Raw genomic sequence first — 16180 nt, 5'->3', positions numbered from 1 at the left:
TAGATATCAAAATTTAATTTTTTCCTTTGGCGACTGGTTACTATAATTATCCTCCGCCATTTTCCGGAATATTCCATCGCGATCGCTATCGAAATGATACAATTTCGCCACGGTGATTTTCTTTGCCAGGAAACTAAAGACTATCGATGCCAGAAAAGCACCGCAGCATGGACCAACAAGGTAGATCCACCAGTCCTGCCATACGCCGGAAATAACGGCGGGACCAAAACTTCGCGCGGGGTTCGTGCTGGTGCCGGAAATCCCGGCTTCCAGGGGTACCATAATTGCATAGAGTATAGGGGAAATTGCAGGGGTGTACGGACGGAGCTTCCTGAAGCCGATAAAAATGGAAAGCAGCGAGACCAGGGCAAAAGTAGTCAGGACCTCACCAAGCAGAACTACCATGGTAGGATAGCCTTCGCCAGGTATGGTGGCCCCGAAGGAAATGCTGCGGCCCATCTCGCCCCAGGCGAGAAGCGGCAGGCAACCGACAACCGCACCCATGAATTGCGCGACAATATAAATGAGGGATGTGCGTGTATCGATCTTCAAAAACAACCTGAACACCATGGTTACTGCCGGGTTGATATGTGCCCCACTTTCCCTTCCCAGGCGCGTGATAGAGATCAGGGAACCAAAGCCGCCAAAGATAAAACCGGTTATCACCCTGCGTAAGACCACATTGGGTATAAGAATGGCCATGGAGCTGCCCTCGCCAAACATAAAAATCACAAGTGAGAGCCCCGCCAGCAATAGTAATGCCACACCCAGGAACTCGGCCCAGAAAAGGCGCCAGGGAAATTCTTCCTTATTCATATTTCAGAGAATTGTATCACCACCTTGATGTCATCTGGTGTTCTTTGGAGTGCATTCATGAAATTCTCTGGGCGTTCAACCCTGGTTATCAACTTTGACAACCAGGAGCGGTCTGCACGGGCCAGCCATTGTCCTGCCTTATACCAGTGCCGTTTATTGGCATTGACACTACCGAAAATCACGTTATTCCTTAAAACCGCAGATGCGGCTAAATTGGCCAGGGACAAGGATCTGACGTGGCCTCCATGTCCGATACCGGCCAGACATAAAATCCCGTTCGCCCCGATCTGCTCGATGCAATCGGCTATGACCTGGCCAACACCGGTGCATTCAAGGATTATATCCGGTTCGAAGCCAATATTCAATACACTGCCCGAGTGATACGTCGCTCCGAGAGATCGCACAAGGTCCGGTTTGGGCCCTGATTCAATCCTGTCAAGGACATGCACATCCATTCCATTCATTTTTGCAAAAAGTGCTGCCAGAAGGCCAATCGGTCCGGCTCCGGTCACTAAAATTGTTTTGGGCTCCCAGAAAGACCTCCGGCCGATAAAAATAGTTTGTTCCAATGCTTTTGCCACCACTGTTGCAGGCTCAAGCAAAACGCCAAGGATACCCAGGGAAGGATCCACTTTAATGGCATATTCAGGCTCGATCCTCCAGCGTTCCGACATGTATCCATGGATTTCTTTGATCCCGCGCTCGGTGTACTGGCCATTACTGCACATGTCCCATTCACCTACTGCACAGTTCGGACAAGGCACAGGATCGGGCCGGCGAACGATGCCAACAACCAGGTCCCCTTTTTTAAATCCGCCTGTCGGACCCGGGTCTATTACACGGCCCAGGGATTCATGTCCCAATACCAGATGCGGTTGGCCAGAAGGAGCCCAGCCATATTTTCCTTCAACGATTTCAACATCAGTACCGCATACGCCTACAGCAACTGCTTCTACAAGAATCGATCCTTCATGCAAACCCGGCTCAGGAATGTCCATCAGTTGAGCTGTGCCGGGTTTCTTTGGTATAACTGTAATTGCTTTCATAAAAAATTTCCTCAATAATTTTAATTGTCACTTATTCATTACTGTTACTTCAAAAATGTGGTATCCCCATGCAGGCATATCTAAAAAAATTCCTTTTGCCAATAACTCATTGCCATCCCTGTCATACGTTGCAGGGCTTAACAGGTCACTGAAGCGGACAGATTTATCATTTAGTGCGCCAAATGGCAGGTGAACAAAACACTGGCTTGCGTTGGGTGAGTAGTTAACTGCAACAAGCGACTTTGCCCCATCATTTCCCTCCCAGGCAAATGCAATGAAAGCATCCCAGCTGCCATTGCCATCCCATGTCGGCAAGCATTCCAGCAGTCGCCATTGCCCGTTGCGAAAAAGTGGCTTCCCGATTACAATGAGGAGTCCATTGTAAAAATTTTGCAGCGCTGCATTAAGTGGCTCCTGCGGCCCGCGGATTAAATGCGGTGAAATGCGTTTTTTCTTTCCTTCAAATTGTCCCTGGTGGAAAAATCGCAGGCCTGGCGATAAAAATGTGATTACAGCTGCAGCTTCATGATTTTTCTGTTCAAAGGTTGCAGCAGCGCGTGGTTCATCATGATTTTCCAGGAACCTGGCTAGTTTATCCTGGTAATCCAGCCCGGCATAAAAATGCTCCCGCACAGCCCTCGCATGGCCTTCTGTTAAACGGTCGTACAACCGCTTGTCGTAAGTATAATCAAATCCTTGCTGCTGAAGTTCCCACTCCATATCCCAGTATACTTCAGCCATGAAGCAAAAACCAGGGGTTTTATCACGTACTGCTTTTGTGGCAACAGGCCAGAATATTTGTGCTTTGCGACCCCAGGTTTTTTCAAAAACATCGGGCAGGATAAGCATCGACATATCGCATCGCAGGCCGTCGCATTGACTTGAAATGCGCAATAATTCATTGAGCATTGCCTGGACAGTTGCAGGATTGCTATAATCCAACTGCACCGTATCGGGCCAGCCAGCAAAATATGGATCACGGCCATAGGCGAGAATCATATCACCCTGCCTGCGTTTTACCCTTTTGTAATTCTGTGGATATTTCTCAAGGTCATCTTCGGTTCCGGCAACAAAATACTCCGGGTGGTCTTCAACCCAGGGATGGTCGGGTCCCATATGGTTCGGGACAAAGTCAAGCATGAGTTTAAGTCCCCGTCTGCTTAGCCTTTCACGAAGCCGTTTAAGGGCATCATCGCCACCAAGATCAGGATGGACTTTATATCCTGCAATAGCGAATCCGGAGCCGCCTATATCGTCTTCTTTCAGGTCGGGAATTGTGGCTTCGAAGTCGCGCCGGAAGTCGGGGTTCTCCAGTGAAACCATACGTGCAAGCTCACCCGTAGTCCATACACTCAGGTACCATATCCAGTCAAAACCCATTTCTGCCAGGTCATCCAGTTCACCATCTGGTATATCATCCAGCGTAGCCTTCCGACCAAGTTCTTTTGACAGTTCTGTTAACCTTACCCTTGTATTGATCTGGTAAAGTGATGGATATTTCGGTTGTTGCATATTATTTACTACAATTTCCGGTTGTAGCTCCTTTTAATTTTACTTGTCATTAGCAAATCCCCCGGGCACCTCGAAGATCTTTTCCTTACTATATTTTAAGGCATCTTCTTGCGAAGTTTCCATAAAGAAGTGCATAACCCTGGCGATCACCCCGGTCCATCCGGTCTGGTGACTTGCGCCAACACCCACCCCGGTTTCACCATTGAAATATTCATGGAATAATATTAAATCCTTCCAGTAAGGGTCCTCCTGGAATATTTGATTGTTTCCATATACCGGCCTGTGTCCGGCACTGTCGCGCAGGAAAATGGCGGATAGCCTGTGGGTGATATCCTCAGCTACCTGGTACAGGTTCATCATTTTCCCTGACCCTGTGGGACATTCGACCTTGAACTCATTTCCATAATACATATAGGCATTCAACAATGCACGTATGATAATCATATTAACAGGCATCCATATTGGACCTCTCCAATTGGAATTGCCGCCGAACATATTATTGTCGGATTCCCCGGGCAAATAAGACACTTTATATTCCTGGCCTTCCACATGCAGGATGAAAGGGTGCTCACCATGAATCCTGGAAAGTGCCCTGATGCCGTAGGTACTCAAAAATTCTTTTTCGTCAAGCATGATACCCAACACCCTTCGAAAGTTCCGCTCATTAAGCACCGAAGCCATACGCCTGCCACTATGCCCTTCCTGTGCGGGATCATGAATAAAAGCTGTTAACTCCGGCCTGGTAGACAGGAATTCTGAAATGAAGTCCGCAAAATCCGGATATTTTTTCGCCATCTCCCGTTCAAAAACGGTGACAGCGCATAATGGAAGCAAACCAACCATTGAACGTACTTTCAGCCGATGACTACTACCATCAGGAAGCTGAAGTACATCATAAAAGAAACCGTCATTCTCATCCCACATCCCGCCGTCATCATCGGCTCTTATCATAGACGAGGATATATACAAAAAATGTTCAAAGAATTTCTTGGTGATTTCAATATAGGCAGGATTTTCCATAGCGAGCTGTGCACCTATTTCGATCATATTCTGACTGAAAAGTACCATCCAGGCTGTGCCGTCGGCCTGCTCAAGGTACCCACCGGTGGGCAATGGCGAACTCCGGTCGAATACGCCGATATTATCCAAACCAAGGAACCCTCCTTCAAATACATTACTTCCCTCCCTGTCCTTCCTGTTCACCCACCAGTTGAAATTGAGGAGCAGTTTATGAAAACATCGTTCCAGCCATTGGATATCCCCTGTACCATTCTTTGCCTTATCCAGGAAAAAACTGAATATCGTTGACCAGGCATGCACGGGGGGATTGACATCACTGAAATTCCATTCATATGCAGGTATCTGGCCATTGGGATGCTGGTATTTCGTACTTAGCATTATCTCCAGTTGTCCCTTCCCGAATTCCTCGTCTACCAGCATCAAGGGTAAAACATGAAAGGCCAGGTCCCATGCTGCATACCATGGATATTCCCACTTGTCCGGCATAGAAATTATGTCCTCATTTTCCATGTGGCTCCATTGCTTGTTACGAATGGAACGCTGCCTGGGTTTGTTAGGGGAAATGCCATGCTCCATTAACCATTTGCGTACATCATAATAAAAAAATTGTTTTGACCATAACATCCCACCCAGGGCCTGTCGCATTATGTTAGCATCGTCTGGTCCAAGTTTTACGGGAATAATTTTTAAATAGAATTCATCAGCTTCCTTCAGGCGTGAGTTAAACAGGTTGTCAAAATCGTCCCAGGATATTTCTTTCAACACCTGCTTCCGGGAAGGTTCATATGCAGCGGACGTTTGTGTTAGGCGCAAACGCAGAGTCCTTGATTTCCCTGCTTCAACGATTATATTATAATGAGCAGCGGCTTTAGTTCCGGACATCACTGGATTAACACTATTCGTTTGCCCCTGTACGATATAGTTATTGATACCGTCCTTCACATAAGGTGTCTGGTTAGGCAGGCCGGCAAGCCGCTCAGTATTTGTTTCATTATTTGTAAATAGTAACTCCCCCGTTCCCTCTGCGCTGAATACAAATTCTCCTATTTGCTGATGAGAAACTGCAATCACACCCGATGTTGTGTCAAGGCTCAATTGCTTTAACTCCGGTCGGTTTTCTCCGGGTTGGTCATGCCAAGTATTGCGAAACCATATTGTAGGTAATACATGTACAGGTGAATCTTCAGGTCCGCGGTTTTCAATTGTGATCCTGATAAGTATGTCTTCAGCGGAAGCTTTTGCATATTCTACGAACACATCAAAATAGCGATGACCATTGAATATACCGGTATCCAGTAACTCGTACTCAGGTTCACTCCGGCTACGATTACGGTTCACCGTTACGATATCATTATAAGGATAGGCATTGTGCGGGTACTTGTACAGGTACTTCATGTACGAGTGCGTTGGTGTTGAGTCGAGATAGAAATAGTATTCTTTCACATCTTCACCATGGTTACCCTCCGAATTGCTTAAACCGAATAGCCGCTCTTTAAGGATCGGGTCTTTCCCATTCCAAAGTGTTACTGCAAAGCAAAGCAACTGTTTATCGTCTGAAATTCCGGCCAAACCATCTTCACCCCAATGATATGCCCTGGAACGGGCATGATCATGAGGAAAATAATTCCAGGCATCGCCATTCTCACTATAATCCTCGCGAACGGTTCCCCACTGGCGTTCACTTAAATAAGGCCCCCATTTTTTCCAGGGGACCTTATTTAGGCGGGCTTCCTGCAATCGTTTATATTCCATTACTTACTCGGTATAAATCCGTCTTTTTTCATTTTATCAGTAATTGCAGTAGCTATCTCATCAATCGTCTTTTCAACTTTTGATGGATTCACTGTTTTTGTGGTACAGGTCCATAATAACTTATCCGGATTTACAGAATATATAGTGGTTTCAACAAAATAATTCTTGTCAGTAGTATAATAACCCGGAGATGAATAATAACCAGCGCCATACCCATAATACCTTCCATAACCGCCATAATATCCTCCTGTAGATCCTGGAACATAGGAAGTTTCCTTTTCAACATCAGCCAGGCGCATCAGTAAAATATGGGTATAGTTACCTTGTTTTAAAAAATTAGTCAGGTCATCTTCCTTAGCGGACTTTATCATTTCAGCCGTAATTGCTGAATATGATGCTACTGCTGTACCGATTCTTTTGACGATATTATCTTCTATTGTCCTGCGGGCTGCTTCATCTTTAACCATGGCAATTACCAGTACCTTATTATTTGGACTTTTGGTATAGGTACTACCAGGTTCACGCCATGATTTTTCAATTTGTGTGGAAGGCGAACAGGAAAATAAAGTACCAATGAGAATTACAGCTAACAACTTTTTCATATTTTTTTAATTTAATGGTTTTTGCCCTTTCCATCCCCTGGAATATAGGCAATGCAGTTTAAAAATATTTTTTTAAAGGTAGGCCTGTTGTTATGCGTAAATAACTGAGAAATATCAGGTTGATATATGATTTTTTACAAATAAGGTCAGAATACCCCTTTGGTTACTTAGCTATTTCGTCCATTGAAGCGCTCCCCGTCCAAAGGTTTTCAGGCTTTTGGCGACAATATTGCTGGAAATATCTATTTTTTTAACGGCAGAAGAAAGTACCAGTTTCACTTCTCCAGAATCATGCTTGGGGGCCTCCGGGAAAAAAACAACACTATATTCCTTGTCTTCTTCCACTAAAAACCCAATGCTCAAGGAATCACCATCCCGCACCAAAACCGGCACCATATTCTGTTCCAGTTTTTCACCCAATACACCCGCAACAATAGATTTCATTAAACTGTATCCGGGTACATTTGAAAGCACATTATCTTCCAGGCTGCCTACCATTTTCCTTACCCGCCCTGAAGTAAAAATGAGCCCGCTTACAAAGCAAATAAGAAGCAGCAATAAAATAGCTAATACCTTGCTGCCATCAAACCCCAATATCCGGTCTGGCAGGAATTTTGCGAGGGGCGCTGAAATTTTCAATATTAACTGGTTGCCTTTACCCAGGATTATTATTAACAGCACCAGGGGCAGCAAAAAAAGTACCCCGCCTGCTATCGTTGTTCTAAGAAAACCAAGTATCTTTTTCATTACTTCTAAATTTTATTGTGTTTGAATTTTTATCATTGATGCAGTGGTATTGACCATTCCACCAGGGATTCCGGGTCAGTATTTCCCCCTCTCGCGCCTGGCGTACTCGTAATGTCCTTCCACTTTAGTCGGCCGTCCTGGGAGTATGGGATATAACATATACGGTTATTTGATTTTTGCACTTTAATCTCCATAAAGCTCTGGAAGAATGGCGCCACATTGTAATCAAAAGCGGCCGATAGCCATTCGGCACTAAAAGGCCACCCATTAAATTTTTTGGTATACCACCAGGCGGGATATTTATACCAGGAAGTATTGTCGTCTATCTTTTTTACCAATGGGTTATAGCTGGGGTAAAATGCATAGTCCCTGGTTGGCATTTCAGCCGTATCAGCCATTGCTGTTCCTATGCTCAGGTAGGCTCCACCCCCGCCATTCACAAAATGATGCATTACCTGATCGTCATTATTTTTTGGCTCTTCCCGGTAATATTCAAAATCGTGCGTGTCACCTGCCATCACTACCGGCACTTTATAATCCCGGAGTAACTGGTGCAATTTTTTAAATTCGGGGTTCAGGTCGCCCTGGTATTCCCCGATCGCATAAAATGGATGACCAAGCAAAGCCATCACAAATTTCCCCTTACTATTTTCAAGTACGGATTTCACCCAGGTCATTTCCAGGGAATCCAGTTGCCGCTTAACGCCCGTGTCGATACAAATCAATACGAAATCATCAGTCCCTACCTGGAAATACGGAGCCTTCTGAAAACCAGTAGGAACGCCATATTCCTTTCGCAGGAAACCGGCCCTGCTGATCATTTCATCAATATTCCGGTCGGTGGAAGTCGAAATATTAAGGTCCTTGTCCACCCTTGCCTGCATAGCTTTCCTGGCGATACCGGGCTCGTAGAAATTTGCCGCGAACCCTTCAAGAGCATCATACCAGTCGTGGTTGCCGGGGATGGCATACACCGGTTTGGTGACGCCTTTCAATGGCAGGTAAAATTTCTTTTCATAATCATTTATCGATCCTGAGGGATATATAACATCAGAAGAAATCACTACAAATTTTACCTCAGGCTGTTGGGTTACAGCCAGTACCCTATCTTTCAGGACGAGTTGGGATGCATCGCCTTCACCCGGGTCGCCGATAACCACAAAAGAAAAATCCCCATTGTCCTGTATTCCTTCCGGTGATAACCGAAATGAATTGGCAGATGGTCTTATTCCCGTTGCTTCCACCATATTCGTGCGCCAGGTGTCCGTTCTTTTCGCTGCCCAGGTATCCCATACCCCTGAAGCCCAGTTCTCGGTATCAAAATACCAGCTCATGCCTAAAACGGGCATTACGGCAGCCAGTAATGCAGCCCATGGTAACCCCGTTTTTAAACCGGTACGGATGGCCACCTGAAAGGAATAACCTGCCTTACGCAATCGTATAAGCACTGTTAACCGGCCTTCCAGGATATACTGCAAGAAACTTCTCCAGCTGATTTTTTTCCTTTCGCCTGGTGTCACCTTTTGCACCCAACTCCAGAAAAAACGTTCTATTGGTTTACTGATCCAGCGGAAGGCGAATAATAGCGGACCAAGTATCCCATAGGTAATTACCATGGCTATGACCATATCACCAACCACTGCTACCAGCGGCGATAAAACCCCAAGGAAACTCCGGTCAAATCCCATCCGGCCTAAGTGTATAAAAAAAAGGATAACAATAAACATAGTTATCCAGTATCTGTCAAAAGGCGCCCTCACCGCTTCTGCCTGCTCAATTTTTTCTGCAATGGCGGAAATTTCAGGATTGTCTTCAGTGTGCATGCTAACCATGAGGTCTTCACTAACGTTTTCCATTTTCCCGGTCGTTGCAGTAAGGATATTATAACCAATTCCAAAAATCCGGAGCCCAACTGCTATTGAAAGGGCAATATAAACCCCTTGTTTCCTCAATACCAGGATGAGCAGTAAAACTGCAAGATTGCCGGCAACTGCCAGCCAGTCTTTCCTTCTTTTTGCGACGTCGTTTTCAGAAAGTGCATGGCGCAAATAATTTATTGCATCGGCAGCGAAACTAACGGCTACCAATATAGCTAAAGCACTGCTTAACAATAAGGGTGAATTGATGAGGAACACGCCCATAATTATGCTGACAGCTGCACTCTTCCAGGCCATGTTGCGCTGGTCGGGCAATGCCCTGCGAAATCCATGGAATATCTCAACCAATGCTGCCCAGATAACCAGTCCACCCAACTGTTCTTCCACTTCCCTGTCTTTACCAAATGCCGTTGTAAAAGCAACCACTCCAAGTAAAAAAACGATACCCGCAAGAATGCGGTTTACCCGTTGTTTTTGGGGGAGTTGCGGCATGATCTTTTGAATTTATTGGAAAAGGCTGGTTATTAACTTATACAATATAAATATCTTTACTACTATTTATCCAAAACCGGCAAACAAATTCATGCGGCTTTTCCTGTTTTTCCTTCTTATTTGCCTTTTTGGCTTTCTTCCTTTACTCCAGGGACAGGTACAGAAAGACACTTTGTTTTTTAACAATGGCTCTATTGTCATAGGCAAAATGAAAAAAATCAGCCTTGGGATCATCACATTCGACCCGGATGATGCCAATGATATTTCCGTACAATTCCATAAATTAAAATCCATTGCTACAGGCTTCCGTTACTATCGCCTGGAAATGATTAATAAAGAAATTTATTATGCGCGTTTAACGCACAGCGAAAAAGCCGGGTATGTTAAATTAATTGGGCCTGTGGATACCCCAACAGTATGGATCCAGGATATCGTAACGCTTGCCCCAATGGGAAATAGTTTCTTTAAAAAAATGACCGGTAGCGTTTCCGCGGGGTTTAATTATACCCGCTCGAGTAATCTTGGCCGGTTGAACCTTGATGCTACGATCCGTTATAACACAAAATTGACGGAAACTGTTTTAACTATATCAACCGTTGGTACCCTTGAAGATTCCTTATATAGCCGTGACCGTGAGCTTGTTTCCATACAACCCAATTTTTATTTTAAAAAAAATCCTACCTGGTTTGCCTCATCCCTGGTCGCTTACCAAAGGAACCTTGAATTAGGTATCCTGAGCCGCTTCCAGGAAGGTGGAGGAATAGGAAATAAATTCTTATTGAGAAACCGTACCCGGGCCTGGGGAATGACCGGGCTGGTCATTAACCAGGAAACCAATTCTGAAGGGGGAGGCGCAAAAATCCTCATTGACATACCGGTGCAATTGCAATTCAATGTGTTTAGTTTCATCAAACCAAAAATTGATCTTGGAATCAGCGAAACAGTTTATTTCGGATTAGACCAGGCTGGCAGGATAAGGAACGACGGACAAACCACACTCGGCTATGAAATAATCACTAACCTGAAAATCAATCTCAGTTTTTATAATAACTACGACAGCAAACCGCCTACTGCGGGAGGCAGGACATTTGACTATGGCTATGATTTAGCTATCAGTTATATCTTCAATTAAATAGTTTAGACCAGTTATTCATGTCCTGTGAAGTGATATCCCTACCCGAAGACACAATTACTGTATACCGGAAATTGGCTGATTGACCAGGTGCTAAGACCAGGTTTAAGTTATCCTTACCCTTACTGAAAACAGCACGGCCTAATGGGTTTACTGCAAACAAGCCATAGCCCCTGGCATGCCAGTATGCCGGGTAGCCAACGTTCCCCGGATGATCTAACATTCCAATAGTTATCTTCTTCGCATCTTTTACACCCTGCAGCATCACCCATTCACCCTGGGTACTCCAGACTGCATCACCTTTCAAACCGTTACTACTGGTATAAAGGCCGGTACTGGAGGCATTCCCTGTTCCAGGCACTGAAGTCTTATTACCCTGGGCGTCTATATATTCAGTGGTCTCATTTGAAGGCTGTTCCAGCTCCCTGGCTACCCTGATGGCAAAAAAACCATCTTTCACATCCTTGAAGAAAGCGGTATCCTTGTCAGCAGTTAAAGTGGTGGCGCGATCAATGAAAAAATCATTGTTCACCACAGAAAAAGTATAGGTAGTTTTTTCATTCAAAACAAGTTCCCCGCCAGGGCGAACCCATTTAGCGGTTACTGAAAGTTTTGCAGAAGAACCCTTTTCCTCTTCCTTGTCAACACCCGTAAATAATATCCTGCCGTAATGATCCCTTTTATCTGGTGGGATAGCCGTTGAATTATTCCAGAAATCCAACCCGTTTACTGATTCATAATTCATCCAGATCCCGATATGGTGGGGATGGTCGGTCCTGTCCCCGGGCCTCGGCTCTAATGGGTAGCCGCGGGTAACGGTAATGCCATCAACTGTGTTAACCGGATAAAGTACCTGTTTGGCTATCGAATCATCAAATCGAAAGGCCGTGAGTAAGCGCCCATTATACAGTACCTCAATGCGTTTTTCAGAAAGCTTTTCAACGAATTTAAATCCGGCCTTTTTTTGCGCATTCACAATTGTGGCCAGCAACAGGCTGCCACAAATCAGGAATATTCTCATTCTGCGGTTTTTAATATTTAAATGGTTTCCCGTTTACCAGTACCTGCCTTGTTTTCTCATCAAATGTGGCCCTGCCACCGGACCTGGCTGCAGCATTGGTCATAATAGTAGCAATTGAATGATTGTAGCCAGCTTCAACAGGTGCATTTGGTTGTTTCCGGCTCCGTACACATTCCATCCAATTGCGCATATGCGCACTTGTTAGTTTATCACCGCCGGTATCAGCTGATGCAACTACCTCGCTTTTTTCAGGTACCAGCTCCATTGCCGGCAACAGGTTTTCTTTCATGTGCATGGCTTCGGCTGCCTTTTTCGTTAAGCCGCCCTTAGGGGAAATCGTATTCGTATCGAGGTTCATAACACCCCCATTTGAAAAATATAACTCGGTTGGATCATCTTCACCATTATGCATGCGGGAAGAAAAAACCACCTGGAAACCTGTTGCAGGATCATCTACAGGACCATAATCAAATACTGCTGTTATGGTATCCCAGTTGGCCCGGCCGTCCTTCCACATATAGATGCCCCCGTTAGCAACAACGCTTCTCGGGTGGCCAAGACCACTGAACCAATGTACTGTATCGATCTGGTGGCTCATCCACTGACCCGACAATCCGGAAGAATACGGCCAGAACAGGCGGAACTCAAGATATTTCCGGGGATCCCAGGGAGCTTTCGGACGATTGAGCTGGAAGCGGGTCCAGTCTGTATCTTCTTCCCTGATTTTACCTACCAGTTCCTCTCTGCGCCAGCGGCCTGGCTGGTTAACATTCCAGGTTAATTCAACTTTGGTAATGGCTCCAAACTTGCCTTGCTGGATAAAATCTGCGGCTGCTTTATAATTACCGCCACTGCGTCGCTGTGAGCCAAGTTGTACAATGCGACCGGATGCTTTTACCGCGTCAAGCGCTGCATTGTTATCATCCATTGTTTCCGCAAATGGTTTCTCGGTATAAGTATCCCGCCCGGCTTTAACAGCTTCAATCGTATGTAAGGCATGCTGGAAATCTGCAGTACTGATGATAACTGCATCAATATCCTTCCGCGCATGCAGTTCATCGTTGTTTTTGCAGGCCGTTATATCATGTTCGAATTTAGTCTTCAGGAAATCAGCGCCCGCCTCCCTGCGCATTTTCCAGATATCAGAAACAGCAACGATATCAAAATTCATTTCCTTGTGGTGATTCATAAAACTAGGCAGGAGCGATCCCCTGAACCGGTCAGAAAAACCAACTACCCCAACCCTGACCCTGTCATTGGATCCCAGTATACGGGCGTAACTGGAAGCACTGATTCCCATAGTACCCAAATAAACGCCAGCACCGGCTTTCAGCGATTGGCGAATGAATTTCCTGCGTGAACTCATGGCAAATATTTTTATCGTTTAAGTATTGGTCAACAAATTATTGATGGCACACTAAAGTGTGCATATTAAATTTCTTTCACCAATTTAGTCATTTACCTCATTTTAACCCCAAATTTATCGGGGATAATTTTTAAACTATCGTAAACCCATATACGAAAATTAGTTTCACCTGTTAACATAATAAAAAAGACCCGAATATGAAATCCGGGTCTTTGTATTGAATTGAATTTATATATTAATTTCCGAAAAGGCCTTTTAACGCATCAAGCGGGTTCCCGCCGGTTTTTCCACCACCGGTAAATGCTGCTGCAAGGTCTTGCAGGTCAACGTCACCATCGCCATCCCTGTCCAGGCCAGTACCCTGGGCCAGCTTTCCCAATAATCCCTGTACATCAATTCCTGCAGTGTTTCCGCCACTCAGTGAATTGAAAATGTCCTGTATATTAAAACTACTGTCAGCCGGGTTTTGGGTCTTCCCAACCAGTTTACTGAGCACTGTTGGAATCAGGGTGGATACAATATTCCCTGCCTGGCCGCTATTCAGGCCAAACTTGTCAATAAGGGATTGCAGAACGCCTCCAGACAATTGCTGCACGACGGCATTACTATTGTTCACATTGGAAGGGTTACTAAAAAGGCCCAGAACATCTTTTATTTTTCCCTGTGCCAGCATTCCCTGCAATCCGCTCACAATTGAAGTCCCGGTTTCCTGCAGAACAGCCTCTTTATGCTCACTGGGGATATCAGCGTTATTTATCACAGATTCTCCCGCATTTTCCTTTATCAGTTGCAATATTTTTTCAAGCATGGCTTAAGTTTTTGGACATGAAATGTATGAATTGTTTTCTCAATATATAGATTATGGTTAAGTTAATCCCGCAACTTCTCTTTAATTTGTGCACAGCGAAAAAAAACCTCTGTTTCCCATTAATACATAACAAGATGGACGTAAAAATTGAACCGGGATGGAAGGCCATTTTGAAAAATGAGTTCACCAGGGATTCTTTTCAGCAGGTGGTTACCCATATAAAAACGGAGAAAATGTCGGGAAAAATCATTTACCCGCCGGGTTCCCTGATTTTTAACGCATTCAATAAAACCCCTTTTGACAAAATCAAGGTGGTCATCCTAGGACAGGATCCTTACCACAACCCCGGACAGGCGCATGGACTCAGTTTTTCTGTTCCGGAAGGCGTAAACCCACCTCCCTCATTGATTAATATTTACAAAGAAATTGCGTCTGATATTGGTGTTAATATGCCCAGGCAGGGTAACCTGGAAAAATGGGCGGAACGGGGCGTTTTATTGCTTAATGCCGTGCTGACTGTGCGCGCCAACGAACCAGCCAGTCACTCGAAAATTGGCTGGATGGATTTTACCGATGCCGTGATAAAGCATATCAGCGACCAGAAAGAGCATGTGGTTTTTTTATTATGGGGAAAATTTGCGCAGGAAAAACAGGCCCTTATAGACGAAACCAAACACCTGGTATTGAAAGCTGCCCACCCATCCCCTTTCAGTGCAGACAAAGGTTTTTTTGGCTGCCGGCATTTTTCCCGGACCAATGAATACCTGGTTAGCCAGGGTATTGATCCCATTGATTGGTCTTTGTGATTTACATTCGCTGCATGAATTGGCTTAAAAATATTTTTGGACGGGTATGGGCGGCCTGGACTTTGATAGCGTTTATTGCTACAATGCTGGTATTCCTTTTACCGGTAATTCTGTTTTGTACGCCATTGACAGAGCCGAAACGAACCCACAGGTTTATTCATTTTTCCCGCATATGGATGGCATTTTTCCTGCGGATGATCGGATGCCCTTTAACTGTAAATGGAAAAGAGAATTTTGCCCCCGGACAAAATTATATTGTGATATGCAACCATAATGCACTAATGGATGTGCCTGTTTCCTCACCTGCTATTCCTGGCGGAAATAAGACGATCGCGAAATCCGAAATGGCAAAATTCCCCATATTTGGGCTCATCTATAAAATGGGTAGTGTCCTGGTTGACCGGAAGAGTGATAAGAGCAGGAAGGAAAGCTTTGCTAAAATGAAGCGGGTGCTGGACATGGGATTGCATATGTGCATCTACCCCGAGGGCACCCGGAACAAAACCAATGAGCCCCTGAAACCCTTTCACGACGGGGCATTCAGGCTTGCATTAGACAGTGGTAAAGCTATTATTCCAGGGGTAATTTTTAATACCCGCATTGTAAACCCAGCTGACAAAATCTTCTACCTCATACCCCACCGTTTGCGCATCGATTTTTTACCACCAATAGCCGTCACAGAAACTGATACAGTAGAGAGTTTGAAAGCGAAGGCTTTTGAGGTGATGGCGCGGCACTATGTTGAGGTGAACGGTGAATAGTGAATAGTGAATAGTGAATGGTGAATGGGATGCAAATTATTATTTTTCAGATGCTGCTAATTCAAACCTGATTTTTCTTATAAGTCCACCTAACAATTTAGCTATTGTATTTAATTTTAGTATTAATTGATCTGCTATTGTAATATTTAAGTAGCCAATTGATTGAGCTAATAAAATTAGTGTATCTAACTCACTCAATGACCCTGAAGCAATATTTAAAAAATAAATGAACTCCCTTCTGGACTGCCTTCCTGCGCCTTCAGCAATATTTGCACAAACCGAAATTGCGGCCCTTTGCAATTGTGAAGTAATTCCAAATTTTTCATTTGACGGAAACAAAGCAGTTAGTTGATAAATTTCTTTGACAAATTCCATACTCAATTTCCAAACATCCAGTCGTTGATGAGGTTTCATTTCTGGAC

14 protein-coding genes are annotated in these 16180 nt (G+C 44.7%); 3 read left to right on the top strand and 11 right to left on the bottom strand.

Going from position 1 to position 16180, the window contains the following annotated elements; translation table 11 throughout:
- Window positions 1–6 precede the first annotated feature (6 nt).
- The 7 genes from LAQ65_RS03000 to LAQ65_RS02970 all read right to left on the bottom strand — a co-directional run bounded on the left by LAQ65_RS03000 (window position 7) and on the right by LAQ65_RS02970 (window position 9864).
- Window positions 7–816 carry an MIP/aquaporin family protein gene (locus LAQ65_RS03000; protein WP_224115452.1) on the bottom strand — a complete coding sequence of 270 codons (810 nt, stop codon included), beginning with the start codon at window positions 814–816 and terminating at the stop codon, window positions 7–9.
- Complete coding sequence (locus LAQ65_RS02995; RefSeq protein WP_224115451.1) at window positions 813–1862, bottom strand: glucose 1-dehydrogenase; 1050 nt, start codon at window positions 1860–1862, stop codon at window positions 813–815. Before LAQ65_RS02995 ends, LAQ65_RS03000 begins: the two co-directional genes overlap by 4 nt.
- A gap of 27 nt (window positions 1863–1889) precedes the next feature.
- Window positions 1890–3374 (bottom strand): alpha-amylase family glycosyl hydrolase, encoded by a 1485-nt coding sequence (locus LAQ65_RS02990; RefSeq protein ID WP_224115450.1) that lies wholly within the window; start codon window positions 3372–3374, stop codon window positions 1890–1892.
- 39 nt (window positions 3375–3413) lie between these two features.
- Window positions 3414–6146: a glucosidase family protein gene (locus LAQ65_RS02985; protein WP_224115449.1), complete on the bottom strand. Its 2733-nt coding sequence runs from the start codon at window positions 6144–6146 to the stop codon at window positions 3414–3416.
- Window positions 6146–6748, bottom strand: coding sequence for a hypothetical protein (locus tag LAQ65_RS02980; RefSeq protein ID WP_224115448.1), 603 nt, complete (start codon window positions 6746–6748; stop codon window positions 6146–6148). The genes LAQ65_RS02985 and LAQ65_RS02980 overlap by 1 nt, the downstream gene beginning before the upstream one ends.
- 171 nt (window positions 6749–6919) lie before the next feature.
- Complete coding sequence (locus LAQ65_RS02975) at window positions 6920–7495, bottom strand: DUF502 domain-containing protein (RefSeq protein ID WP_224115447.1); 576 nt, start codon at window positions 7493–7495, stop codon at window positions 6920–6922.
- 32 nt (window positions 7496–7527) lie between these two features.
- The gene (locus tag LAQ65_RS02970; protein WP_224115446.1) at window positions 7528–9864 is read right to left on the bottom strand and encodes a metallophosphoesterase family protein; all 2337 of its coding nucleotides are present in this window, start codon (window positions 9862–9864) and stop codon (window positions 7528–7530) included.
- 91 nt (window positions 9865–9955) lie between these two features.
- Here LAQ65_RS02970 and LAQ65_RS02965 point away from each other — a divergent pair, with 91 nt between their 5' ends.
- Window positions 9956–10996: a DUF481 domain-containing protein gene (locus LAQ65_RS02965; protein WP_224115445.1), complete on the top strand. Its 1041-nt coding sequence runs from the start codon at window positions 9956–9958 to the stop codon at window positions 10994–10996.
- Here LAQ65_RS02965 and LAQ65_RS02960 read toward each other — a convergent pair.
- The 3 genes from LAQ65_RS02960 to LAQ65_RS02950 all read right to left on the bottom strand — a co-directional run bounded on the left by LAQ65_RS02960 (window position 10989) and on the right by LAQ65_RS02950 (window position 14191).
- On the bottom strand, window positions 10989–12017 hold the full coding sequence (locus tag LAQ65_RS02960) for a DUF6807 domain-containing protein (protein ID WP_224115444.1): 1029 nt from the start codon (window positions 12015–12017) through the stop codon (window positions 10989–10991). The genes LAQ65_RS02965 and LAQ65_RS02960 overlap by 8 nt on opposite strands.
- Before the next feature lie 10 nt (window positions 12018–12027).
- Entirely contained in the window at window positions 12028–13383 is a 1356-nt protein-coding gene (locus tag LAQ65_RS02955; protein ID WP_224115443.1) for a Gfo/Idh/MocA family protein, read from the bottom strand.
- A gap of 235 nt (window positions 13384–13618) precedes the next feature.
- The gene (locus tag LAQ65_RS02950; RefSeq protein ID WP_224115442.1) at window positions 13619–14191 is read right to left on the bottom strand and encodes a hypothetical protein; all 573 of its coding nucleotides are present in this window, start codon (window positions 14189–14191) and stop codon (window positions 13619–13621) included.
- 134 nt (window positions 14192–14325) lie between these two features.
- Between LAQ65_RS02950 and ung the strand changes: the two genes are divergently transcribed.
- A complete protein-coding gene (ung, locus tag LAQ65_RS02945) occupies window positions 14326–14997 on the top strand; it encodes a uracil-DNA glycosylase (RefSeq protein WP_224115441.1) in 672 nt (223 codons plus the stop codon).
- Between the two features lie 14 nt (window positions 14998–15011).
- On the top strand, window positions 15012–15758 hold the full coding sequence (locus tag LAQ65_RS02940; protein ID WP_224115440.1) for a lysophospholipid acyltransferase family protein: 747 nt from the start codon (window positions 15012–15014) through the stop codon (window positions 15756–15758).
- A 39-nt stretch (window positions 15759–15797) separates the two neighbouring features.
- On the opposite strand, the gene LAQ65_RS02935 is transcribed toward LAQ65_RS02940, so the two are convergent.
- Window positions 15798–16172 (bottom strand): four helix bundle protein, encoded by a 375-nt coding sequence (locus LAQ65_RS02935; protein ID WP_224115439.1) that lies wholly within the window; start codon window positions 16170–16172, stop codon window positions 15798–15800.
- Window positions 16173–16180: the final 8 nt, after the last annotated feature.

The sequence above is a fragment of the Flavihumibacter profundi genome (assembly GCF_020076305.1).
Lineage (GTDB): Bacteria > Bacteroidota > Bacteroidia > Chitinophagales > Chitinophagaceae > Flavihumibacter > Flavihumibacter profundi.
This window is presented reverse-complemented; position numbering and strand designations above follow the sequence as displayed.